Annotated in this window: 22 protein-coding genes; 19 read left to right on the top strand and 3 right to left on the bottom strand. The window is 58.3% G+C overall.

Annotation, left to right across the window (positions count from 1 at the left end; translation table 11 throughout):
- Nucleotides 1–1,118, top strand: a 1,118-nt coding sequence (gene ltrA / locus VB144_13675) for a group II intron reverse transcriptase/maturase (protein MEA4884676.1), incomplete at its 5' end; no start/stop codon positions are given.
- A 128-nt stretch (nucleotides 1,119–1,246) separates the two neighbouring features.
- The gene (locus VB144_13670) at nucleotides 1,247–2,611 is read left to right on the top strand and encodes a hypothetical protein (protein ID MEA4884675.1); all 1,365 of its coding nucleotides are present in this window, start codon (nucleotides 1,247–1,249) and stop codon (nucleotides 2,609–2,611) included.
- Nucleotides 2,612–2,825: 214 nt separating this feature from the next.
- Here the strand turns inward: VB144_13670 and VB144_13665 are convergent, their stop codons facing one another.
- Both VB144_13665 and VB144_13660 read right to left on the bottom strand, forming a co-directional pair.
- Nucleotides 2,826–3,119: a hypothetical protein gene (locus VB144_13665; GenBank protein ID MEA4884674.1), complete on the bottom strand. Its 294-nt coding sequence runs from the start codon at nucleotides 3,117–3,119 to the stop codon at nucleotides 2,826–2,828.
- Nucleotides 3,085–3,552: an IS1634 family transposase gene (locus VB144_13660; protein MEA4884673.1), complete on the bottom strand. Its 468-nt coding sequence runs from the start codon at nucleotides 3,550–3,552 to the stop codon at nucleotides 3,085–3,087. Before VB144_13660 ends, VB144_13665 begins: the two co-directional genes overlap by 35 nt.
- A gap of 480 nt (nucleotides 3,553–4,032) precedes the next feature.
- Between VB144_13660 and VB144_13655 the strand changes: the two genes are divergently transcribed.
- The 14 genes from VB144_13655 to nagA all read left to right on the top strand — a co-directional run bounded on the left by VB144_13655 (nucleotide 4,033) and on the right by nagA (nucleotide 19,278).
- A complete protein-coding gene (locus tag VB144_13655) occupies nucleotides 4,033–4,191 on the top strand; it encodes a hypothetical protein (GenBank protein ID MEA4884672.1) in 159 nt (52 codons plus the stop codon).
- 92 nt (nucleotides 4,192–4,283) lie between these two features.
- Nucleotides 4,284–4,433: a hypothetical protein gene (locus VB144_13650; protein ID MEA4884671.1), complete on the top strand. Its 150-nt coding sequence runs from the start codon at nucleotides 4,284–4,286 to the stop codon at nucleotides 4,431–4,433.
- A gap of 59 nt (nucleotides 4,434–4,492) precedes the next feature.
- Complete coding sequence (locus tag VB144_13645) at nucleotides 4,493–5,668, top strand: M20 family metallopeptidase (GenBank protein ID MEA4884670.1); 1,176 nt, start codon at nucleotides 4,493–4,495, stop codon at nucleotides 5,666–5,668.
- Nucleotides 5,669–6,034: 366 nt separating this feature from the next.
- The gene (locus VB144_13640; GenBank protein MEA4884669.1) at nucleotides 6,035–7,384 is read left to right on the top strand and encodes a BadF/BadG/BcrA/BcrD ATPase family protein; all 1,350 of its coding nucleotides are present in this window, start codon (nucleotides 6,035–6,037) and stop codon (nucleotides 7,382–7,384) included.
- Between the two features lie 35 nt (nucleotides 7,385–7,419).
- The gene (locus VB144_13635) at nucleotides 7,420–7,629 is read left to right on the top strand and encodes a hypothetical protein (GenBank protein ID MEA4884668.1); all 210 of its coding nucleotides are present in this window, start codon (nucleotides 7,420–7,422) and stop codon (nucleotides 7,627–7,629) included.
- Between the two features lie 699 nt (nucleotides 7,630–8,328).
- Entirely contained in the window at nucleotides 8,329–9,915 is a 1,587-nt protein-coding gene (locus tag VB144_13630; GenBank protein MEA4884667.1) for a DUF4127 family protein, read from the top strand.
- A 17-nt stretch (nucleotides 9,916–9,932) separates the two neighbouring features.
- Complete coding sequence (locus VB144_13625; GenBank protein ID MEA4884666.1) at nucleotides 9,933–10,391, top strand: RidA family protein; 459 nt, start codon at nucleotides 9,933–9,935, stop codon at nucleotides 10,389–10,391.
- Nucleotides 10,392–10,446: 55 nt separating this feature from the next.
- Nucleotides 10,447–12,054 (top strand): D-aminoacylase, encoded by a 1,608-nt coding sequence (locus VB144_13620; GenBank protein ID MEA4884665.1) that lies wholly within the window; start codon nucleotides 10,447–10,449, stop codon nucleotides 12,052–12,054.
- A 52-nt stretch (nucleotides 12,055–12,106) separates the two neighbouring features.
- Nucleotides 12,107–13,279 carry an alanine racemase gene (locus VB144_13615; protein MEA4884664.1) on the top strand — a complete coding sequence of 391 codons (1,173 nt, stop codon included), beginning with the start codon at nucleotides 12,107–12,109 and terminating at the stop codon, nucleotides 13,277–13,279.
- Nucleotides 13,280–13,499: 220 nt separating this feature from the next.
- Entirely contained in the window at nucleotides 13,500–14,417 is a 918-nt protein-coding gene (locus VB144_13610) for an ABC transporter permease subunit (protein ID MEA4884663.1), read from the top strand.
- Between the two features lie 27 nt (nucleotides 14,418–14,444).
- Nucleotides 14,445–15,317, top strand: a complete 873-nt coding sequence (locus tag VB144_13605) for a carbohydrate ABC transporter permease (protein MEA4884662.1) — start codon at nucleotides 14,445–14,447, stop codon at nucleotides 15,315–15,317.
- A gap of 55 nt (nucleotides 15,318–15,372) precedes the next feature.
- Nucleotides 15,373–16,869: an extracellular solute-binding protein gene (locus VB144_13600; protein MEA4884661.1), complete on the top strand. Its 1,497-nt coding sequence runs from the start codon at nucleotides 15,373–15,375 to the stop codon at nucleotides 16,867–16,869.
- Between the two features lie 180 nt (nucleotides 16,870–17,049).
- Entirely contained in the window at nucleotides 17,050–18,078 is a 1,029-nt protein-coding gene (locus VB144_13595) for an ADP-ribosylglycohydrolase family protein (protein ID MEA4884660.1), read from the top strand.
- Between the two features lie 12 nt (nucleotides 18,079–18,090).
- Entirely contained in the window at nucleotides 18,091–19,278 is a 1,188-nt protein-coding gene (gene nagA / locus VB144_13590) for an N-acetylglucosamine-6-phosphate deacetylase (protein MEA4884659.1), read from the top strand.
- Here nagA and VB144_13585 read toward each other — a convergent pair.
- Nucleotides 19,258–20,073 (bottom strand): IclR family transcriptional regulator, encoded by an 816-nt coding sequence (locus VB144_13585; GenBank protein MEA4884658.1) that lies wholly within the window; start codon nucleotides 20,071–20,073, stop codon nucleotides 19,258–19,260. The two genes, nagA and VB144_13585, sit on opposite strands and share 21 nt — an antisense overlap.
- A gap of 400 nt (nucleotides 20,074–20,473) precedes the next feature.
- Between VB144_13585 and VB144_13580 the strand changes: the two genes are divergently transcribed.
- From VB144_13580 to VB144_13570, 3 genes are read left to right on the top strand one after another with little or no spacing between them, the layout of a single operon-like run.
- A complete protein-coding gene (locus VB144_13580) occupies nucleotides 20,474–21,121 on the top strand; it encodes a bifunctional 4-hydroxy-2-oxoglutarate aldolase/2-dehydro-3-deoxy-phosphogluconate aldolase (GenBank protein ID MEA4884657.1) in 648 nt (215 codons plus the stop codon).
- Between the two features lie 32 nt (nucleotides 21,122–21,153).
- Nucleotides 21,154–22,179 carry a sugar kinase gene (locus tag VB144_13575; protein MEA4884656.1) on the top strand — a complete coding sequence of 342 codons (1,026 nt, stop codon included), beginning with the start codon at nucleotides 21,154–21,156 and terminating at the stop codon, nucleotides 22,177–22,179.
- 48 nt (nucleotides 22,180–22,227) lie between these two features.
- Nucleotides 22,228–24,384 (top strand): hydantoinase/oxoprolinase family protein, encoded by a 2,157-nt coding sequence (locus VB144_13570; protein ID MEA4884655.1) that lies wholly within the window; start codon nucleotides 22,228–22,230, stop codon nucleotides 24,382–24,384.
- The last annotated feature ends 36 nt before the right edge of the window (nucleotides 24,385–24,420 follow it).

The following is a 24,420-nucleotide window of genomic DNA, read 5'->3' as shown; positions in this document are numbered from 1 at the left end:
AGCTCAAGCAATCGCTGCTCAGTGGGACCTACAGGCCAAGCCCTGTACGCCGGCACGAAATCCCGAAGCCGGGCGGAGGCGTAAGACTTCTGGGGATACCCACCGCATTGGACCGTTTCATTCAGCAAGCTGTTCTACAGGTGTTGACGCCGCTGTTTGAACCCACGTTCTCTGAGCACAGCTACGGCTTCAGGCCGGGCAAGAGCGCGCACCAAGCAGTTGAGGCCGCCCGCGGCTACATCGAAGAAGGCTATGGGTTCGTAGTAGACATGGACCTATCCAAATTCTTCGATCGCGTCAATCACGACATCGTGATGGCCAAAGTGGCTAGGGTGGTTCGAGATAAGCGGGTGCTCAAACTGATCCGTGCGTTTCTCGAAGCCGGAGTCATGGAAAACGGCGTGTGTGTGAGAAGCGAGGAGGGTACGCCGCAAGGCGGTCCGTTAAGCCCCCTGCTTGCCAACATCATGCTGAACGACCTTGACTGGGAACTCGAGAAGAGAGGCCATAGGTTCGCTCGCTATGCCGATGACTGTAACGTCTACGTCAAGAGTCGGCGTGCGGGAGAACGGGTCATGGCAAGCGTTCGACGCTTTGTAGAAGGCAAGCTGAAGCTCAAGGTCAACGAGGAAAAGAGCGCTGTAGATAGGCCGGGAAAACGCAAATTCCTGGGCTTCTCGTTCATCGGAGGCTCAAAGCCTCGAATTCGGGTTGCGACCAAAACCCGGGAGCGATTCGAAGAGCGAATTCGGGAGATCACCAGCCGCAGCAATGGGCGGAGTATGGCCAGCCGCATTCGCGAGCTCAACTCCTACCTGCGAGGTTGGATGGGATACTACCGAATCGCACGGACCCCGAGCGTATGCCAGGAGATGGATCAATGGATACGACGACGTCTGCGGATGTGCCTGCTGAAACAATGGAAGAGGCCCAAGACGGTGCGGCGAAACCTTGTCGCTCTGGGCATTCCCGATGAGTGGGCACAAAAGATCAGCGGGTCGCGTAAAGCATACTGGCGACTCGCTAACACTCCGCAGGTGAACAAAGCCCTCGGCATCGCCCACTTGCGCAACCAAGGGCTTCTGAGCTTGACGGATCTCTACGCGCAGAATTCCTAAGGTTTCATGAACCGCCGTATGCCGAACGGCACGTACGGTGGTGTGGGAGGACGGGGGCTAGACGCCCCCTCCTACCCGATTGAGGCTAACGGCTGCAATAACACTGCACAGGATTGCGGGGATGTCAAATGGAGATGGTCTGGCGGGACTGGCGAAGGGCTTTAGTTGTGCTGGCGTCTGTTATGGCAGTGTTGTGCGGCGCTGCTCAGCCGGCGAGTGCCGCGTTGTGTGTGGGCGGCAGGGGCGGCGGACTGTTGCCGGAAGTACTGTCTATGGCTGTTGCTGGGCATGATGCGCAAACTTCCGCGAGCGGGCCGGTTGGCTCGTCTTCTGCATTCGCGCTGTCGCGTCCCTCATATACTGGCCTCAGCCTGGATGCCGGGCTGTCGTCCAATTTCACCAGTGCACTCCCGGTCGCCAGGGAAGCCGCCCTCAGCCTTACCGGGAGGCCGCAGCGCAAGAGCGCGCTCAAACGACTCGCGAAACACCTGCCCGATGACTTCGCGGAGGACATCGCAAGGATAGAGATCTCAGGATCGAGTTCGGTTGCACTGGCGTGGGGAAGCGCTATCCGGTTTGAGCTGGGCGAGGAGGTTATCGCCGAGGGAGTCGCGTCCGGCGACACGGTGAGATGGCTTGCAGAGCTTCGGCAGGGGTCGGATGCACAGCACGCACAGAAACGCGATTGTGATTACGAAATCGGCGTCTGGGCTAAGTCGTCCACTGTGCAAAAGGGCACAATCAGTGTATCCACCCCGATTGCAGCGTCCTCTGGACGTGGGCGAGGAGCTATTGGACTGAGCCTTAGCGTCATTCGGGGCAGGAGCCTATACGACGCCAATCTCGCCGGGGTCGCCCAGGAGATGCCTGATGGCAAGGGAAAGCTGGTAGGCACGCTCGAGAAGATCGAGTGGGACGAATCGCGCGGTGGGGCTCTGGGGTTTGCCATCGACATTGCGGGCGCGGTTGCGCTCTCTGATCACGTTTCCGTTGGCATGTGCCTTCGGAATGCCGTCGGCATGGTCACATGGAAGGATGCATTGTTCGTTCGGGGCATCGTCAACACCGACACGGTTACCGTGGACGAACATGGATATCTGGTATATGCCCCAACCATGACCGGAGTCCAACACTTAGGGGACTGGCGCCAGATTCTCCCCAGAGCGCTCGAGGCGGGGCTCGAGGCGAACTGCAATGGCGCGCGCGTCGTTGCCCGGCTGTACTACGATGGCCAGCGGCTCCTGCCGTCGGCCAAGGTTGCGCTTGACCCAAATGCAATGCGCTCCGACGCGAATACGGCGTGGCATAGTGGGAGCGTGCGCTTGCCCTGGCTCGAACTGGGGTGCCGGCTCACTCCTGCGATTAAGTGCGTGTGGCATGCACGGCTCGAAGATCAAGACGGGAAGTGGAGCGTGTCGCTTGGCGCTGACAGGCTGAACCTTAGCGCGGCGGAGGCTCTCGCGGCAAGCATGGAATTCATGCTTGGCTTTTGATGGGCTTGAACCGCGCCTGTGCACGTACTGCTTTACGTTTTCATCAGAATCCTATCTCGCTGAGCCGCCTGCGGAGAGACCTAGCGCATATTCCTCAAGCGCGCTAGGAGCCTGTGAGAGTAGCTCAGACTCAATGGATTAGGGTAAGCGCAATTGTCGACCGTGAAGGTCGGAACCCACATTCAGCGCCTTTGTGTATTGGATCTCACGATTCTCAGGAGTCGCGATTCACTTGAGGAATGGTAATGTATACCGATGGCGATACTCCCAGGGCGCGGGGCCTGCCAGGCCTGACTCTTCTCAGAACCTGTTCTTCGGCCTGCACATCTCCCGAGATTTCGTACAGCGCACTGCGATTCTCGTGCTTGATCTTCTCAAGGGCTGCCCTGGCGTCCGACTCACAAGCGAACTCCACTGTTCCGAGCTGCTTGAGGCTTGTTTCAAGCTCTTCCCGCTGTTTGAGCAGGTTCTTCTCAAGCGTGTTGGCCTTCCTTGCCGGCAATAACATCGAGGCTATCCTTCGTCACCACAGCCGAATCGGCCACATACACCAGTTCGGTCAGATTGTCGGTGAGTTGACTTACCAGTTCCTCGATCACTCGCCCGTTCCAAACCTTATCCGACTCATTGCCGTCCATGGCTTCGCCCATCAGTGGTATGCCTTCGCCGTTAACCACCAGGCCGTAGTTGAACTGCTTAAGGTCAAGCCTGTGATCTCGGCTGTATCCATACGTAACGTACAATGCTTCGCCCTCAGGAGAGCTGGCTTCAAACAGGCCCTTTACTGACCACGACGTGGTATCGGCGTGTACAACATCGACCTTCACGTCTTCCCGAAGAGCCGCTCTCATTGCAGCGACCCCAAACACTTTCTTGGGTCCGGCATCGAACACCTTATCCAGGGTTCGGCTCAACACGGAGTCGTCGAAGTCCTCTGCCACAGTTTCGGCTCCAAACAGAACTGAAACATCTTGCAGATCATTGAACGTCTGCAAGCACGTGGTTCGCGCATAGCGGCGCAACCTCCGATGGAACGGCGTTCTGCCGTGCGTATTCCATACGGAGGGGATCAGTACCTCTGGGATAGATTGACAATTTACAGGGTATCGATAGCCAGCAACTGGTCGCCGGGCCTGAACTCATCGCCCAAGGGGCGTTGGAAGAGAACTGGGATGCTACGTCGTAACGTCAGGAGCGCGGATGATGCCAATTGACATCCGCAAGCGAATGTGTGTACGAGATATCCATAGAGTGTTACGCCCGCAGGAAGGAATTCCGAAACGGAGATCGAATACACGTATACAACAACATAGTTGCAGCAGTCGCAACACGGCCCAACGGAAGAGTTGCATCTGTGGCCAAGCAAACAGGCAATCAGCGATCCCGGGGCATTGCCGAACTGCGCGATGGGAGATTGCTCGATGACGCTCGAGTGTCTCCATCGTTATGCTGCGGTTGGTGACGAGGTATCGAAACCTCAGGTTGACCAAGCGGTCCGGCAGCTTGCCGACCAGGGCGCGAAAGCGCTGGTCGGAGCCGCTGCGTTCGAGGCGGCTGGCCGGGGTTTCGGCATTGACTGAGTGGAGCTTGCGAGACAGATCATAGAGGTCGCAGTCCTGCGCCGGGATCCCATTCATGCCTCACGTCAGGGTCGGCGAGGAGCGTGGGGGAAATGGACCGCGGCCATGAGCATGGGCAAGTGCGCGCAGGCATGATTGCCGATCTGGTAGCTGTCGAGGGCAATCCATTCAAGGACATACGAACTCTGCGCGCTCTTCTTCTCGTGATTCAGAATGGGGCTGTGGTCTCTGCTCACCCGTGAGAGGATACGCCGGGCCGAGCCTGCTGACAAATCGCAGTTGAAGGGTGGCGGCGACTGCCATGATGGACGTAAACATGGCCGAACTCAGGGCACTTCTCTTGGATCTTGTGGCGATTCCGTCGTTAGGCGATCGCGAATGCGGTGTAGTTGAGTATCTTGCCTGCTTGTTTCGGATGCAGGGCATCCCATTCAGAATCACTACGGTTGACGGTGTTCCCATGAATATCGTGGCTCAGATCGGATCCGGAGGCAGAACACTCGTGCTCAACACTCACATGGACGTGGTCCCTCCGGGCGAGATGGATCAGTGGGCGACCGATCCCTTCGCTCCAGTAGAGAGTGAAGGTGTGGTTGTAGGGCGCGGCGCGGCAGATGCCAAAGGAAGCCTCGCAGCCATGGCTCTCGCTTGCTCCGAGCTGGCCAGGAGGCAGCGGTATCTGGGCGGACGAGTGGTATTCATGGCTGTGGGCGGCGAGGAGCGTGGGGGAATAGGAACGAAAGCCGAGCTAGACGGCGATTTCCATGCTGACGCTGCGATTGTCGGGGAGCCGACAGGCTTGGTTCCGATGATTGCACACAAGGGGGTGCTGCGGCTGCGAGTGCGGACCTTTGGGAAGGCTGCTCACGCGAGTTCTCCCGAGGAGGGAGTCAACGCCGTCACAGCAATGGCCCGGGTTGTTGGCAACCTTGATCGTCTTGCGAATAGCATCGCAGATCGCGCGGACACATACACAGGGCGCGCGAGTCTCGTCGTATCCACCATATCAGGCGGCATCGCCCGTAATGTCGTGCCAGAATCTTGCGAAATCTCTGTAGACCGCCGGGTGATCACCGGGGAAAGCGAATGCTCTGCTGCCAAGGAGATAACCGATGTAGTGCACGCATCATTGCTCCCATCCCGCGGCGAACGTGCTGAAGTGGAGAAGGTCAGTTTCATACCGCCATCAAGAACCGATCTGAGTGACCCAATAGTGTCCGCGGCGTGCAGAGCGGCATCAGAGGCGCTGGGTAGACCTGTGGAGCCCACTGGCTTTCCGGCCACCTGCGACATGTCTCACCTTGTTCATCGGGCTAGCATCCCTACGGTCATCCTGGGCCCTGGCGACATCAGGGTTGCCCACAAGGCGAATGAGACACTGCCCCTACACGAAGCTGCGCTTGCAGTAGGTGTGTACCTCAGAACTGCCCAACTGTGGTTTGCCCAGCAAGAGCCCCCTTCCTCTCTCGACAGATGACCGGGAGCGTACGCACGGTGCATCGGTCGCACCTTGGGGCAGACCACAGTGTCGAAGCGGGCGTTCGGCGAGAGGCAACAGGCAGCAAAGGCAGCTAGCCTGGCGGGGTAGCTCGATACCGTGGCAAGTTCGGTGGGCGACAGTATCCTCACCTTCGACGACTCCGGAGCGATCCTCCATGCTAGTCAGTATGCTGCGCGCACGCTCAGGGCTACGCGTGAGAGGCCCGTTAAGGGCCTAGCGAATGAGGGACATCTGGTATTGCGGGGCAGAGGAAGAGGAGCAGCCGACAGACCGCTGCCGGGAGAAGAGCGGTAGCTTCGAGATCGAGGCGTAAACGCGCGGAAACACGCGCACGCGTTTCTTTTGTTAGTTGAGAATAAGCTCCACAAGACGCTAACCGAACTGGCCAATGCGACAGGCACTTCGGATGCGACAGCAATCCGTCTTGCCAACACTTCGGGGTACAGCGGGTATCAGGAACTGAAGATCGCTTTGGCCAGAGAGTCGGCGTCGCCGGACAGGAGCATCCACGATGACATTGAGCCTGACCACACTCTGCTGGTGGCGGTCAAGGATGCCTTGGTGGACGCGAAGCAACGGGGGACATCTCAAGACTCTGGCGAACAAGTGGATGAGCAGACGGCGGCTGAGCGGACGGTAGTTGGATGGATGGCTGGGACTGCGGGACGATTGGGGGACAACAGAATGGACCTTGTAGTGGGCGTGGACGGCGGCGGTACCAAGACCGCTTGCCTAGTGGCGGATATGGGAGGCAGTCTCCTGGGCCTGGGGTTCGTCGGGCCATCCAATTACCTGAGGCTAGCCGGGGGGGCTCGGGAGGCTGCGCAGGCGGTGCGCCACGGAGTGGAGGCCGCTATGCGCGATGCCGGATTGGACATATCGGCGCCTGGCTGCAGGATACGCGTCGCGCAACTGGCGTTGGGCGGGGTCGGCACTGACGGGGTCAATGTGGCTATGACCGAAGCCGCCCGGGCCGTGCTGGATGCGGAGTGTGTGTGTGTTGAGAACGATGCCGCCGCCGGGCTGGCGGCCGCTGTGGGCGAACTCTACGGTGTGGTGATCGTGGCCGGCACAGGTAGCATTGCCATGGCGGTGGACAGGGAGGGCAGGCGCGCGCGGTCGGGCGGATGGGGGTACCGCGTGGGTGACGAGGGAAGCGGTCAGGACATAGGCCGCCTCGGCCTAGCCGCTGCCACCCGAGCCCATGATGGACGTGGCCCAGCAACCAGCTTAGTGGGGAGGGCGTTGGCCCGTTACGGGATTGACACTCTCGATGGCCTGAGGGGTGTGCCGTACAGGGAACCGGTGAACAACCGGGATATTGTCGACTTCTGCCTTGACGTGGTGGCGGCCGCGCATGAGGGCGATTCGGTCGCGCTGGGGATTACGGAGTACGCCGGGCGAGAGCTGGCCGTGACGGCGTACGCGGCCGCGCGGGTGCTGGGTATGGACGCCGGGGAGTTTCCGGCGGCGCTGTGTGGCAGTGTGTTCAAGGCAGGCAATGTGATTCTGGGTCCGTTCCGGGGCGAATTGGCGAAGCTTGCCCCCGGGGCGCGGGTCGTGCAGGCGCCATATCCGCCGGTTGTGGGCGCGGTCATCCTGGCCCTGCTGCGGGCGAGCGTGGAGTGCGACGGGACTATCCGATGCCGACTTGCCGAATCGTGGAAGGAGGTTGAAAGGCGGCATGAATGAGTTGCTGCGCGCAGCAAGCAGTATGCGGGACGATATTGAGCAAGGTTTCTGAAAAGCTTCATGCCATGCCTGAAGGTCCGTTTGCCGAGACGGAGACGGTCGACTTCATCGCAGCTCACCTGGCGGACGCCGGATTTTGGGTCGGCACTGGTTCGGCCCAGACAGGGGTCGTGGCGGATCTTGGGTCTGAGCAAGAGATCGGCTCATGCGGACACGATGCTCAGGTTTTTCAGCCTGCTGAATAGACTGGGCTTGGGGCCGAGAGGATGATAGAGGCCGGTGCGGTTGAGGGCGTGGACGCCATACTCGGGATCCATCTGCGCCCAGTGGTCGAATGCCGTCTGGGGCAGGCAGAACCACAGATTGCGGAGTTTAGTCGACTCTCTTAATCCGCAGCAGTATTCGCCGGTATGCCTGCCGCTGGATTCGGTAACCATAATCGACTTCCACCGCCATCTGGCAGTAGGACTCGGCCTGTTGCCGCGGTTCAGGAATGTCGACATCTATCGCTAGATGCAGCAGTACATCTCCGACCAGAGTTCACAAAACGGTCAGACCCCGTAGTTATCGTCGACAAAGCCCACTACCTTCGGCACGAACTCCATCACGAGCTGCCGCGCCCATATTCACACCCAACACCATTGCGGCCATCTACCAGCCTTCCCATGGGATGCCGCGAGAGTGCACATTTCAGGGTATCCCAATCTTGTTGTCAACAACTGATACTCTAAGGAAGGATTTCTGGAACGGAGAGCGAATATGCGTGATCAGCAACATGATTGCGACCTATGCAACTCAACTGGTTGACGTGCGCCTAACGCCTCGTTAGGGCAGGCTACGCTTGTCAGTTTCCCAGGGAGATCTCGCCAGCCCGGCGGAGCTGCTCAAGATGATAGCGCACGGGTTGTTCGGTGTTGTACGGGAATGGAGGAGGCAGAACTTCAATGACCCAGAAATCGATCGCCCTTGTTCCGCTCGACGATCGGCCGTGTACGGCGGTGTTTCCCGCGCGTATCGGCGAGATCGCCGGAGTTGACGTTGTTGCCCCGCCGAAGGAGGTCCTCGGGCGTTTCCTTGAGCCCGGCCTGCCCGACGCTGTGCTGGACTGGCTGGAATCCACTGCGCCGACCGTATCGGCAATGGTAGTGTCGCTTGAGATGGCGCTGTACGGCGGGCTCGTGGCGTCGCGTTTGGGCGAGACGAGCCTCGACGAGGCCCGCAGGCGACTCTGCCGGCTTGCGCGGATAGCAGCGTGCAACCCCACATCGAAGATGCTTGTATCCGGCGTGATAATGCGGGCTTCCCCTACAGGCGTGAGTTCTGCGTTGGAAGAGCGCAGGGAGATGCTTCGCCGGTTCTCTGCGCTATCGGCGAAATCTGCCGATGGGGTTGCGACAGCCGGTGAACTGCGCGAACTGGCAGACTTAGAGAGACAGATCCCTGCGGCTCTCATCGAGGACTACTTGACCGCGCGTCGTCGCGACCACGCAGTCAATCTCATGTCCGTGGCGCTGGCAGCCACGGGAGTGTTCGACTTTCTCGTATTGGGGCAGGACGATGCTGGGGAGTATGGTCCGCACAGGGCTGAGAGACGGGCGCTTGTCGATTACGCCCGACGCCTTGCGGGCATCGCGGACGGCACACCGGAATTCCTGCGCGTTCATCCCGGGACTGACGAGCTGGGCATAGTGCTTCTCGCGCGGCACATATCCACACTGCATGGTGTCAGCGGCAGGCCGGATCGGTGTCCGCGAATCTCCACTGTCTTCATGCCGGACGAAGGCAGGCATGCGATGCCCAAGCTCGAAGAGGAACCGCTGGAGGAGAGCGTTAGGTCTCAGATAGTCGCGGCTGGGGCCGTACCCGTCCACGATGCGGACGCCGACTCCGATATCGTTCTCCTGGTACACGCCCCCGACCCCGTCTGCCACACGCAGGCCGATCACATCTCTCAGGGTGCGTGTGCACAGGGCGGCGAGTGTGAGCACATAGATCGTCGGGTATTCGAGAGGTTGGCCGATAGCGCCCACAGCGGCAAGACCGTGGCCTTTGCCGATGTGCGAACCCTAAATGGAGCTGACGCGCAGTTTGTTCGCGCCTCGCTGGACGAGTTCCCACTTGACAAGCTGTCTGCCTATGCGGGCTGGAACACGGCTGCGAATACAATCGGCACAGCCCTGGCTACAGCTATTGCGGCATGGTCCAACCCCGATAACTGGATGCCTCGCGCCCGATTCGTTTTCGAGCGGCTAGTGGACGACTATCTGTACCAATCATGCACGCGGGCTGAAGCTAAGCGCCTGCTTCAGTTGGAAGGGATGGATATCCGGAACTTCGGACTGGCCCAACACGACAGGGCTGAGCGCCTTGCTCTCGCAGACCTTCAGGGTCAAGCTATGGCACTTTTCGAGGACCATTTCTCGCGGATCGGCCCGGAGCGCTGCAGGCTCGCCAAGCTCAACGTGTGCCTGCCCTGGGACCGCCTGTTCGAATGCGAGGTTGATGCTGCTCTTGAACTTGACGAGGATTAGGAGGAAGGGTGTCGACTATGGGCATAAATGAGAGAATCCAGAGCCTTGGATTCCAGCTGCCTCCGACCCCCACGCCGGCTGGCGCATACGTGCCCGGTGTGATTGCCGGGAGTCTCTGCTTCGTATCGGGCCAAACGGGTACGATTGACGGTAGGCTAGTATACTCAGGGAAACTCGGAGCAGGAGTAACCATCGAAGATGGCTACAGGTCTGCCCAGATAGCCGTGCTGAATTGCTTGGCCGAGGCTGAAGCAGTAATGGGCGACCTTGAGAGCATCAAGCGGATCGTGAAGGTCACTGGCTTTGTGGCTTCCGCACCGGGTTTTGATCAGCAGCCCAAGGTAGTGAACGGTGCTTCGGACCTGCTCGTGCAGCTCTTTGGGGACCGCGGTAGGCACGCTAGGTCGGCTGTGGGAGTCGCGGAGCTCCCGTTCGGAGCACCGGTAGAAGTGGAGCTGATAGTCGAATTCGCTTGAGAGCCGACTATCGGCTTCGGCGATGTCTCAATGCGCGTAGCGAGGTGAAATCCGCATGTTCGATGTGCTCATACGAAACGCTAAGGTCGTTGATGGGTCCGGTGCCCCGTGGTTTTACGGTGATGTTGGCGTGGTGAGAGACAGAATAGTGGGCGTTGCGGCGCATCTCGACGGCGATGCCCGTTGCGTCATCGATGCAGGTGGGCGAGTGGCTAGCCCTGGCCTGATAGATATGCACTGCCATGATGACCTGACTCAGCTGCGCGATGAGGCCACAATGGCCAAGACGTTTCAGGGCGTGACATTGGTCGTTACAGGCAACTGTGGTTTTTCCACTTTCCCGGCGGCGACCAGCGGACGGGCGCTTTCCTTTGCGCGCCTTGCGTCCGCGAGCGGGGATGTGACAGAAGAGACCCTCGATTCATCGTTTGCCGACTACAAGGCCCGAATCTCCAGGAACGGCAGCCTCGTTAATGTCGCCGGTCTCGTGGGTCATGGGTCGATCAGAGTAGCAGTCATGGGCTATGACAAACGCGAACCCACGGTCGGTGAGCTAAGGGCGATGCAGAGCCTGACGGCTGAAGCGATGAACCAGGGAGCGCTGGGGCTTTCGCTGGGACTTCTCTACGTCCCGGATGCTTACGCAGATGCCGATGAGTTGACAGCTCTGGCTCGTGCGGTTGCGTCCATGGGCGGACTTTTGGCAGCTCACGTGAGGACGTACGAGACACACCTAATCGATTCCGCCAAGGAACTCGTGGGAATACTCGCAAGGTCGGGCGCCAGAGGCCAGCTGTCACACCTTCAGGCCGGTGGGAGGGGCAATTGGGGTAAGGTCAACGACGTACTGCAACTGATGGATGAGGCGCGAGAACAAGGTATCGATATCATGTGTGACATGTACCCATATACGGCCGGCAGCACTGGGCTGAATACCTTGTTTCCGCCTTGGACGCAGGAGCAGGACGGCGTGCGTCGACTGAGTGAACTCCTGAAAGATCCGGTTATGCGTGCAAGGATACGCCATGAGACGGTGTTCGGCGAAGGCGGCAAGCTGTGGGAGGCCAAGGTACCGTTGATCGGCTGGGAGAACATCTCGGTTGCCTTCGTTCCAAGTCAGGATCTCAAGGACTGTGAAGGCAAGAGCCTGGCTCAGCTAGGGAAAGCGAAGGGCAGGGATCCATTTGACGTCCTGGTCGATCTGGTGTGTGCCAACGAAGGATGCACCAAGGGGATAATGTTCTCTTTCGATCCCAAGGACATAGAGACGGTCTACAAGTCCCGTCTGCACGTGGTGTGCTCCGACGGGCTGTGGGCTTCACAGGGCGCGCCCCATCCCAGGCATTCCGGCACGTTCGCAAGGGTTATCCGGGTGTTCGTTTGCGAGGAGCGATTTCTCACTCTCGAAAACGCCGTCAGGAAGATGACATCTATGCCGGCTCAGCGCCTCGGTTTGATGGACACTGGTCTGCTCAGAGCGGGTATGCGGGCCGACATTGCGGTGTTTGAACCCACGGAGGTACAAGATCGGGCGACTTTCGCCGAACCCCGGCTACTGGCTTCCGGTTTCTCATACGTGATCGTGAATGGGAAGTTGGTTCTCCAAGACGGACAACTAACCGGGCAGAGGCCCGGAAAGGCGCTGACGCACTCGAGCGCGTGACGCAACGCTGCAACCTGGGTCCAAGAGGAGACATTAGGAGGCGCACGCTGCAATGGGATCTTCGAGAACGCCAATCAGCTGCCTGGATACACCGGCTCTACTGATTGACTACGATATCATGCTGAACAACATGAGAACCATGGCAAGGCGTGCTGTAGACAGTGGCGCCAAGCTCAGACCGCACACTAAGACGCACAAGTCTCCGATCATTGCTCATTTGCAGTTGCGGCACGGCGCTTCCGGAGTGACGGTGGCCAAGGTTTCCGAAGCGGAGGTCATGGCAGAGGCGGGGATCGAGGACATTCTGGTCGCTTACCCGGTGATTGGTGAATTGAAGGCGACTCGTCTTCTCAGTCTTCGAAGTTGGACGCCTCGGATCGCATGCACTGTTGACAGTATCGAGGGCGCAGAGGCGCTTTCAGATGCTGCGCTGAATGCGAGTGCTCGAGCAGCTGAACCACTCGACGTGTACATCGAGGTCGACGTGGGGCTCAAGCGAGTGGGTTTACCTGCGGGAGAGGATGTCGTCAGGTTCGCCCTAAGCATCAAGGATCTGAAGGGCATCCGCATCAAGGGACTCCTCACCCACGCGGGACACTCGCATTCCGCCGCCACTCCAGAGGAACTGCGGGTGATCGCCTGTTCAGAGGCCAAGCTGATGACGTCCACTGCCAGAATGCTCAGAGAAAGCGGCATAGCCATCGACGAGGTGAGTATTGGGTCGACACCCACGGTGTGCGTCATGGATGAACTGGACGGCGTCACTGAGATCCGCCCCGGCACATACGTGTTCAACGACACGGACTTGGTCGCCCTCGGCGTGGCCGGGCTCAAGGATTGTGCCCTATCAGTTCTCACTTCTGTAGTCAGCCGACCCGCCGAGGATCGCATAGTGTTTGATGCTGGCACGAAAGCACTGTCCGGCGACAAGCCGGGCCGACCCGCTATCCCCGGGCACGGCATTGTCAAGGGCAACGGCCACATTTGGATAGAGCGCCTGAATGAGGAACACGCGATGGCCAGAATCAAGGCGGGTGTCACGGCCGCATGGCAGGACGATAGCACTGGGATTGCCGATCACGCTACGCCGGGGATTGGTGACAAAGTGCAGGTGATCCCGAATCACGCCTGCGTGGTGAGCAATCTGTTTGACCGCTTCTTCGTGACCCGAGATGGCTTCGTGATAGGAGAATGGCGCATTCAGGGCCGCGGCAAGCTGGTCTGACATGGGCTGTATTCGCACCGGTTCTCGGGAGGGTAACCACAAAGGCTCGGAGTCGGCAGCTTTGGTGAAACACTGTTGGCGCCATGGAGGATTTCCGCAACGGAGGGCGAATATGCATAACTGACAACACAGTTGCTGCACATGCAACCAGCCCTATCCCGGCCCGACGCTGTAGGTGCGCTCGACGCGACTGCTAAGCTAACTCTGGAGGTTTGACGGAATGCATTCAGGACGTAGTGGACTACTGAAAGGGGCGGCCAAGAGTCGCGGGTCTTTAATGATGTTGATACCTGGTCTAGTCTATTTCGCTGTCTTCTGCTATGGCCCGATGTATGGAGCTGTGATTGCCTTCAAAGACTACTCCCTATTGACCGGCATCTGGAGAAGCCCGTGGTGCGGGTTCAAGCATTTTGCGAGCTTCTTTAGTTCGCCGTCGTTCTGGCCGCTACTGCGCAACACCTTCCTCATCAGCGTCTACAAGATCATTTTCGGCTTCCCCGTGGCGATAGCTCTCGCGCTGATGCTCAACGAGGTAGCGAACAAACGGTTGAAGAGCATAGTCCAGACCATATCCGCAGTGCCGCATTTCGTGTCATGGGTAGTAATGGCGGGGATAATGACGGCTATGCTCTCGCCAACCAGCGGTCCGGTCAACGAAGCGCTGAAACTCGCCGGTCTCCGACCGGTGTTCTTCCTCGGATCAAGGCAGTGGTTTCGCCCTCTTCTTGTCATGTCCGAGATATGGAAGGAAAGCGGCTGGAGCGCGATCATATACCTCGCCGCCATGGCCGGAATAGACCCAGAGCTTTACGAAGCAGCTCGCGTTGACGGCGCAAGTAAGTATCGCCAGATGGTCAGCGTGACCCTTCCGTGCATAAGGGCGACCATAGCAGTGCTCTTCATATTGAGGGTAGGGAATATACTCAACGCCGGGTTTGAGCAGGTTTTCACCCTGATCAATCCACTGGTCATGTCTGTCGGAGACATCGTCGACACCTGGGTGTACCGCAACGGCCTCATTCATCACCAGTACAGCTTGGCGACGGCCGTGAACCTGTTCAAGTCCATTGTCGGCATGGTTCTCATAGCCACGTCCAATTGGCTTGTCCGACGTAGCGGCGAACGAGGAATATGGTAAATATCTTCGAAACGTTGGGGTGATGTCGTGTCTACTCGCACGATCCTAAGCCCGGGCGACAGGGCCTTTGACGCAATCGTCCACACGACCTTGATCATCGTTGCAGTGGTGGGCCTGTATCCGTTTCTGCACGTGCTGCTCGTGTCGATCACATCGCCTGAGGTAGTGGGGATGAGCGGCACATGCCTAGTGTGGCCGCGCAAGATAACTCTGGAGGCATATCGTGAGGTACTCAGTTCTGAAGCCATTAGGCGCGCGCTTTTCGTGAGCGTAACCAGAACTGTGGTCGGCACCGCGGTCAACTTGACGCTGACTACGTTCACCGCCTTTCCACTATCTCGCAGGGCACTTCCGGGGCGGAGCGTGTTTCTGACTCTCATAGTCTTTACGCTGCTCTTCAGCGGCGGCATAATCCCCACCTACCTTCTGGTGGCCAGACTGAGGCTCATAGACACTGTCTGGGCTTTGATCCTGCCCACAGCGATCAACCCCTACTACGTGATTATCATGAAGAACTACTTCGAGGGGCTGCCCGATGAGCTCTATGAAGCGGCGAGCGTGGAAGGCGCTTCTGAACTGCAAATTCTCACTCGCGTGATACTCCCGCTGTCCATGCCGATCCTGGCAACTCTTGGGTTATTCTATGCGGTGTCTCATTGGAACGCATTCTTCAACGCGATAATCTTCATCAACGACCGCTCGAAATACCCGTTGCAGGTACTGCTGAGAGAGATCGTGGTGCAGGGAAACGTACAGGATGTGATGGGAGACAGGCTCATATTCGGGCAGAACATGAAAATGGCGGTGATAGCAATCACGACAATACCCATTCTGGTGATATACCCGCTGGTGCAGAGGCACTTCGCCAAGGGCATAACCCTTGGAGCCATCAAAGGTTGAAGGGAGGAGTACAGTGTCCAGCTGGTATCAGAATTGAAGAAGGGGGAAGAGCGAATTGAGGAGGACCATACTTACTGGGCTAGTAGCCACGGCTCTACTGACTATCGTGGTGTCTGTTGGGTACCCTTTGCAGCTTGAGGCTGCGGCAGGCGGACGGCCAACGCTCACCATTATGTACCCGGCCCCGCGGGCTCTCCCTCCGGCGAATGATCCAATCAAAGCTGAACTCGAGTCCAGGCTGGGGATCACTCTCCGGGTCACCAACCCTCCGCTGGAGGCTTATCTGGAGAAGATTAACATCCAGATAGCATCAAGGGACATGCCCGACATGTTCATCTGTCCGTGGCAGAACGATTGGAGACAGTTCGCCGATGAAGGGGCGATCATTCCGCTTGATCGGTATCTGCCCGAATTCGCCAATCTGGCTGAGATCCCCAAGGCCGATTGGGACAAGGTAACCTACAAAGGCAAGGTATACGCCGTGCCTGTGGGCGGCTTCCGGAACTTCGCGGGGCTGTTCATAAGGAAGGATTGGCTGGACAAGCTGGGGTTACCCATTCCAAAGACCACAGACGAGATGTACAGGACCCTGAAGGCATTCACCGAGAACGACCCAGATGGAAACGGTCGCCGCGATACCTACGGACTCACCGGACGGGCCACCGGAGTGGACGGCATGTGTTTCCAGTGGCTGTTCGGAGCTCACGGTTCGATGTTCTCGTCGATGCGCAGCATATATGCACTTGCCGGCAATGGAACCGGGGTTGCGAACATGAACCTCAGTTCAGCCAATGCAGAGGCGCTCAAGTGGCTCAATCGTCTCCACGTCGAGGGGATACTCGATCCGGAATGGGTCGCGAACACGGCGGACCGGATATTCACGAAGATAACTCAAGGAAGGATAGGTTGCATACAAACCGCCTGGAATCTGCCGTATATCCTGGATACGCGATATAAGCTGAAGGAAGTGGATCCGGAGGCCCACTGGATAGAGATCGCCCCGCCGGCCGGGCCCGGGGGAGCGCGCTCTCTAGGCAAGGAGCAGGGTTTGGTATCCGTGATCATGGTCTCTTCGAACTGCAAGGACCCTCGCATCCCTTTGAAGTTCCTCGACTACACCGCAAGCGACGAGGGCAGGAAACTTGTCAACTACGGAATAGAGAAGAAGCACTACAACTACGTCAACGGAGAACTTGTCTTTACCGAAGAAGGGACGCAGGACTGGGTTTCGCACTACGCAATGCTCAAGATCGGATTCGACTCTGACTTCTGGAGGTCGAAATACGGCGCATATGGAAAGATCCTCGAGAACCTCGCGCTCAACATGCCCGTGACTGCAGATGTCGCAGATGGTGTGGTGACCGAAGCGAGCAAGAAGTACGATGCCGATCTCGTGGCGTACGTGAATGAGATGTACTGCAGATTCATCACGGGTGAAGAGCCTATGTCGAACTGGGGTAAACTCGTCGAGACAGCCCGCAAGAGGTATCACGCCTATGAGATTCGCGACTCAATCGCCCAAGAGCTGAGGAGAACCGGCGTGGTCAAGTAGGAACTGGATACAGCACTAGGTCATGAAGACCTGATGAATAGCTATCATCCGCGTGTGTGAGTTGCTTCGCGACCCTGTCCGGGCAGGCGACACTTGCCGATTCTTCACGGAGGTTTCGCCTGTCCGCACGGTTTTGTGGATTGGCCGATAGAGATGATGTGGGGAGGTGCAGATGCGGTGATGCTCAAGCAGACACTGCTCTACAAGAAAGTCTATGGCGCGTTGACCTCAGGGGCGCTGGGGGATGCCATAGGCGCGCCGGTGGAAGGTTGGGAGTACGAAAGGATCCAGCAGGAACATGGCTGGATATCACGCTTTCTGCCCAAGAATGGCGTGCTTGCCAAGTGGACGGACGACACCTATCTGAAGAACATGATCTGTCGTCACTACATGTCCAAACGGAAACACCTGACTGCTGCGGATATGGTAGAGATGTGGGCCAAGGTTGATCCGGTCAGGCTCTGGCTGCCGGAGAGGTACACCTACATGTGTGCGGCACATGCCGGGATGGATCCGTTTTTCGCCGGTAAGGGCAACTTGGTCATCTGTGGGAGTGCCATGGGCATTGCCCCTGTAGGGCTAGTCAACGCGTGCAACCCTACAGCGGCGTACAGGGAAGCCACGTCAGTCGCCGCGATAAACACGCACAGCTATGGACTGGAAGGGGCTGCAGTGCTGGCTGCGGGCGTGGCAGAGGCCATGAGACCCGGCGCTGACCGAGACTCCGTTTTCGCGGCGGCAATCCTGGTGGCTCATGATGGAACAAAGAAGGCGCTACAGCAGGTGTATGACGAGGTTCGCCGGCACATGCAGGTCGGGGAAGCTATCGTCCCGATTCGGGAGATAACCACTCGCTGGGATGGAAGGTTTGTCGGCTCAAATCCTGGAACTGAGAATCGGGATCGCTGTCTAGAAGAGGTCGCGGTGGCTTTCGCCATGTGCTATCTTGCTGACGGCGACGCAATGAACGCTATTGAGGCCGGAGTCAATTTCGGACGGGATAGTGACTCCATAGCCGGGATGGCCGGCGCTCTCGCAGGCGCTCTGTATGCCGGGGCAGGCCTTGACGGCGAACTAGTGGGCCAAATGGACGCCGCCAATGACTGTGATTCGCGTCAGCTCGCCCTGGATATGTGCGAGGCGATTGTCGATATTCACAATAAGGACAAAGCCCTGCTCAATGAGGACTCCGTACTATGGGAAGAGTGATGGCTCTTGGAGATGCTAGTCATCCACGGAGGATCGGCAGTCACTCGAAACGGGATAATCGACGATGCCGTCATCGTGGTTAGGAAGGGAATCATTGCGGATATTGGCGCAAATGGATCAGTTCGCCCGCCTTCTGGTGCGACGATGGTGGACGCGAACGGATTCTGGATTACTCCCGGCTTCGTGGACATGCACGTGCATGGCGGAGGCGGTAACAACTTCGCGACTAGCGATCCGGATGAAGTCATCCGGGCCGCTAGGTTCCTGGCAAGCACCGGGACTACTAGCCTGCTGGCTACCGTAGGCGCGGGGCCGCTGGAGAAGACACAGGAGTTCATCTCGGTGATTGCGGACCTTATTGGCAGCCGCGGCGACAGCGCGGAGATTGTGGGCATCCACCTAGAGGGCCCTTTTGTGAATGCACACAGAAGGGGGGCAATCAACGCCCAGCACATTCGCCCTCCGTCGATTGATGAGACCGATAGAGCGATCAAGCTGTCAAAGGGGAGTATCCGGGTAATGACGCTGGCCCCCGAAATAGACGGTGCCCTGCAGGTAATCGGCTACTTGACCGACCGGGGTATCGTTGTGTCGGTAGGGCACTCGGACGCGAAATACGATGACGCCCTTGCAGGTATCAATGCTGGTATCAGTCATTCTACCCACACCTACAACGCCATGAGTGGTCTGCACCACCGCGAACCGGGTGTGGTTGGGGCTGTGCTAACCAATGAGTCGGTTACGTGCGAGCTCATTGGCGATCTAGTACACGTATCGCCGGCAGCGGCACAAGTGCTGATTCGCTGTAAAGGGCCGCATTCCGTGGCGCTTATCACGGACAGTGGGTTCGCTGCAGGGCTTCCCGACGGGAGATACAGCTCTTCCGATGGGCGGTACATGTTCAAGAATCATGCCCATTGTACGCTGGACGATGGCACGCTGGCCGGGAGCGTATCTCCCATGAACCTAAACGTCCGCAACTTGGTGACGGTACTGGGCACTCCATTGACCGAAGCCGTCGAGATGGCTAGTCTGACGCCGGCCAGGAGCGCTGGAGTTGACGACCGCAAAGGGAGTCTCTGTATTGGCAAAGATGCGGATATTGTAATCATGAACAAACGGTTCGAGGTAATGCGAACGTACGTCGCAGGAAACTTGATCTACGACTCGTGGGACAGTTCAATGCCCGCTGTACCCTAACGATGATGATAACTTGCGACCGGCGTCCCTAACGAGGTTGCCGATCTCCTCGACCCGCTGCCGCGACACACGAATCGTGGGGCCCGACACGCTGATAGCTCCGGCAACGCGACCGGCATGGTCCAGAACCGCTGCTGCAGCGCAGCGTATGCCCTCCTCGTGCTCCTCGTCGTCGATGGCGAACCCCTGATCCTTCACGCGGCGCAGGTGTTCCTTGAGAACAGCGGGGTCAGTGATTGTGTTTGGAGTGTACCTGGTCATGCCTTTGTCCGCGAGAATGGAATCCACCGTGTTGCTAGGAAGCTCAGCCAAGATAGCCTTGCCCAGCGCTGTGCAGTGCGCGGCGATGCGATAACCTACCCGTGACCGCATCATGAGCGTCTGGGGCGTATCCACCTTGTCGATGTAGACCACGCGGCCCTGGTCGAGCACGGCCAGGTGGGCCGTTTCGTCAGTCCTGCGCACCAATTCCTCAAGGAATGGTCGAGCGCGTGGCCGGAGGTCAAGCTGCTCCAGCTTTGTGCGGGACAGCTCCAAAAGCCGCATGCCCAACGAGTACTTCCCGGTGATGCTGTTCCTGCTCACATATCCTCTTGCGTCCATCGTCGACAAAATGCGCGACGCTGTGCTTTTGTGCACACCGAGCGCTTCGCCGACTTCTGTCACTCCGGCTTCGCCACGGCAGGAATCCAGGTAATCCAGCACATCAAGGACATGAACCACAGACTGGACTGATTGGCGTTTCTTGCCTGGCGCACTGGCTCTGGTAGACGTAGATACTTGGTCCGAATACATTCAACTCTCCTCCCGGCGCAAAGCCATCCTCACAAATAGTATACACGTATCGATATTGTACGCAACCGGGTTTCGTGTCGCTGCACCCGGCAATCACGGGCCGACGGCTCTTCGACCGGCGCTTCTGGCTAAATCCGAGGAACAACACTGCGGAATGTGCGGTGCTATATGCACGCCATGAGCTTGGGTCTTGCCGGATGCAATCAGCGCCCGGCTATGCGGGCAGGATGCCGGCGGAAATCTCTCGCCTGTGGGAAGGAATTTCGAAACAGGGGACGAATACGTATAATATCAACATAGTTGCGTTATACGCAACGCAGCCCGACGGGTGCGCAGCTTCTGCAGTCAGGCTGCCAAGCATCCAAGGGTATTGGGCAACTGCACGATCGGAGGTCGCTTGATGACGAAGGAAAGCCAGCTCAATGAGATAGTCGATGCAGGGGTAGTAGCGGTGATCAGGACCGACAACGCCGAGGAGCTCGTGAATATCTGCCGAGCCATGGTAGATGGAGGGATCAAGGGAGTAGAGATCACGATGACCTCGCCAGGCGCGATCGAGGCCATACACGAAGCTTCCAAGGTGTTGAAGGGCAAAGCCATCATAGGCGCGGGCTCCGTTCTCGATCCGGAAACCGCCAGAGCCGCCATGCTTGCGGGCGCCGATTTCATCGTAGGGCCAGTAGTCAATCTGGAGGTAATCAAGACGTGCAAGCGATACGGGAGGATAGTGATCCCAGGCGCGTTCACTCCTACAGAGATCCTCCAGGCTTGGGAAGCGGGCGCTGATGTGGTTAAGGTATTTCCTGCGACGAAGCTTGGCCCGTCTTTCATAAGGGATGTGCTGGGACCGCTGCCCCAGGTCAAGCTCACTCCTACTGGAGGAGTCACGCTGGACAATCTGGGCGAGTTCTTGAAGGCAGGGGCGGTGTTCGTTGGAGTAGGGACCGCGCTGGTCAACAAGAGGTTGGTAGCTGAAGGGAACTGGGCAGAACTCACAAGAGTTGCAGAGCAGTATGTCGAGGCGGCTAGGGTTGCAGGGGCCTGCTAGAGAGGTATCAGTTGGCCGTAGGAGGAGTCAGTGTGGGTGCGAAAGTGGTGACTTTCGGGGAGATCATGCTCAGGTTATCTCCCCCAGGGTATCAGAGGTTCGTTCAGGCCAGATCGTTTGATGTAGTGTACGGCGGCGGAGAGGCAAATGTAGCGGTGTCGCTGGCCAACTACGGGCTCGATGCTTACTTTGTGACGAAAGTGCCGGATCACGAGATAGGCCAGTGTGCTGTAAACGCAATGCGCAGTATGGGAGTGCACACGGATTACATAGCCCGTGGAGGCGATCGTCTGGGCATCTACTTCTGCGAGCTGGGCGCCTCACAGAGGGCGTCAAGAGTGATCTATGATAGGGCGAATTCCGCCGTAGCGCAGATCGCTCCAGACGAGTTCGACTGGGACGAGATACTCAAGGATGCACAATGGTTCCATTTCACCGGGATCACCCCGGCGCTCAGTGATAGCGCCGCCGCTGCCACTTTGCAGGCTGCCAGGACGGCCAAGGCCATGGGCATTAGGGTTAGCGCTGATCTCAACTACCGAAAGAAGCTCTGGTCGCAGGAAAAGGCGAATCGTGTCATGTCAGAGCTGATGAGGTACGTTGATATTGCAATTGGCAACGAAGAGGATGCTGAAAAGACCTTTGGGATCAGCGCTCATTCATCTGATGTGACGAAAGGACAGCTATGCGAGGAAGCCTATCAGGAAGTGGCTCAGGAGCTCAGACGCCGGTTCGGATTCGAGAATGTGGCCATTACGCTGAGAGAGAGTATTTCGGCGTCCGACAACATGTGGTCTGGCATGCTCTATGATGGACACGACTTCTACGTATCGAGGAAATACAGAGTTCACATTGTGGATCGCGTGGGCGGCGGCGACTCGTTCGCGGGCGGGCTGATATATGCGCTTCTGACTGGGATGAAGGGGAAACACGCCGTGGAGTTCGCGGCGGCTGCATCCTGCTTAAAGCACTCCGTGTTCGGAGACTTCAACATGGTCAGTACGTCCGAAGTTGAAGCACTGGCATTAGGCGATGGTTCTGGAAGGGTGCAAAGATAGCGGCCCGAATCGACTAGTACGATGGCGCTGAAACTGGGAGTGATCGAAATGGCACAGAGAGTCCGTGTGGGCATAGATGTAGGCGGCACCTTCACTCACGCGATTGCCCTGGACGCCGACACCTGTACGTTGATGCACGATATCAAGACACTTACTACGCACAATGCTCCAGAAGGCGTAGCCCGAGGCGTGGTCGACGCGTTGCAGCGACTCCTAAGTGAGAGTGATGTCAACCCCGAAGATGTGACCTTCATCGCGCACAGTACGACACAGGCGACCAATGCGTTGCTGGAGGGAGACGTGGTCCCGGTAGGGATCATCAGCCTTGGGAGGGGCATCGAAGGGGCCAAGGTGAGCCGCGACTCAAAGGTCGGCCCTCTTGAACTGGCGCCGGGCCACAGTCTTCAGTGTCTCCATTGTTACGTTGCGGTTAGCGATGCGGTGTCGAAGCCTCAGGTTGACAAAGCTGTCCAGCAACTCGCTGACCAGGGCGCGAAAGTGCTGGTCGGAGCGGCCGCGTTCAGTGTGGATGATCCCTCGTACGAACTAGCTGTGATTGAGAGCGCACGCAAGCTCGGATTGCCGGCCGTTGGAACCTTCGAGGTGTCAAAGCTCTACGGTCTGCGGGCCCGCACCCGCACAGCCGTCATCAACGCGTCGATACTGCCTTGCATGATAGAAGCGGCTGAGATGACCGAGAAAGCCGTGGCCAGCGCGGGGATCGCCGTGCCGCTGATGGTCATGCGAGGCGACGGCGGCGTAATGACGCTCAGAGAGGTCCAAAGGCGTCCTATCAATACCTTGCTTTCGGGCCCAGCCGCCAGCGTTGCAGGCGCGTTGCTTTACGAGCGTATCTCCGACGGAGTCTTCCTTGAGGTCGGCGGTACGAGTACCGACATCTCGGTGATCAGGGATGGGCGGGTGATAACTCGGTATGCACAAGTTGGAGGACATCACACTTATGTGCACTCTGTAGATACGCGCACAATTGGGCTTGCGGGGGGTTCCATGGTGAGGGTGAGAGAGCGGAAAGTCGTTGACGTGGGTCCGCGAAGCGCTCACATAGCCGGATTTCCATATGCAGCGTTTTCCAAGGCGGACGTTGCGGCCATTTCAAGAGCTCGAGTCGTCGGCGTCAAGCCGAAGCCGGAAGACTTGGCCGACTACTTGGCTTTGGAGCTGGAGAATGGGAGTCGAATTGCCCTGACGCTCACAGATGCCTCAAATGCCCTTGGATTGGTGAAGCCGGGCGACTACGCGTACGGAAGCCCGGACGCTGCCCGGGCCGCCTTCGAGGCAGCCGGCCGAGGGCTTGGGATTGACGGCATGGAGCTTGCAAAACAGGTTGTAGAAGTCGCAGTTCTGAAAGCCCGAGGCACAGTCGAGGAAGTCGTCCGCGACTACAAGCTGGACCTGCGGACCGTGACTCTGGTAGGCGGCGGAGGAGGCGCCACTGCTCTTGTTCCTGCAGTGGCAGCGCGAATGGGCTTGGAATACACGATCACTCATAAGGCGGAAGTGATCTCGGCGATTGGGGTCGCTCTTGCACTGCTCAGAGATGTAGTGGAGAGGACTATCCCATCGCCCACAAACGAGGACATCCTGAACGTGCGCAATGAAGCCCGAGAATCGCTGTTGTCGATGGGCGCGAAGCCCAACACCATTGAGGTGTACATAGAGATCGACCAACAGGCATCGAAGGTGCGGGCTGTGGCCACCGGTTCTATGGAACTAGTGTCTCAGGACGTCACTAAATCGTGTGTGTCGCCTGCCGAGCAGCGGGCGATTGCAGCCGCGTCACTCAATGCGAGGTCTGAAGACGTGAATCTGGCGTGTGACAACGGGCGCCTGGCGGTGTTCGCGGCGGTGCAGCGCGACAGTCGGTTCATGGGGCTGATCTCGTCCACGAGGCAGGCAGTCCGAGTGGTGGACATTCATGGCGCTGTAGTACTCAAAGAGTCCAATGCGCAGGTTGATTGGGCCCAGGCGAAGGAGGCCCAACAGCTGATTGAACGGGTAATGAACACTCTATGCCGCTACACAGAAGGCGGAAAGATAATGCCTGGCATGTACGTACTTGTCGGGACCAGGGTGGTCAACATGACGAAGCTACACACAGAGGACCAGATTGCCGCGGTCATGGGTGTGGAGTTGGAGGGGGTGGAGCCCGAACAGACGATCATGGTCATAGGAGTCAAGCGCTGAATGCTGAGAAACCGCGCACTAGAAGGAGGGCATGGA

It is taken from the genome of Clostridia bacterium (genome assembly GCA_034926675.1).
In the GTDB taxonomy this organism is placed as follows: Bacteria; Bacillota; DTU025; order DTU025; family DTU025; genus JAYFQW01.
Note: the sequence above shows the minus strand (reverse complement) of the source record. Positions and strands in the feature narration are given on the sequence as shown.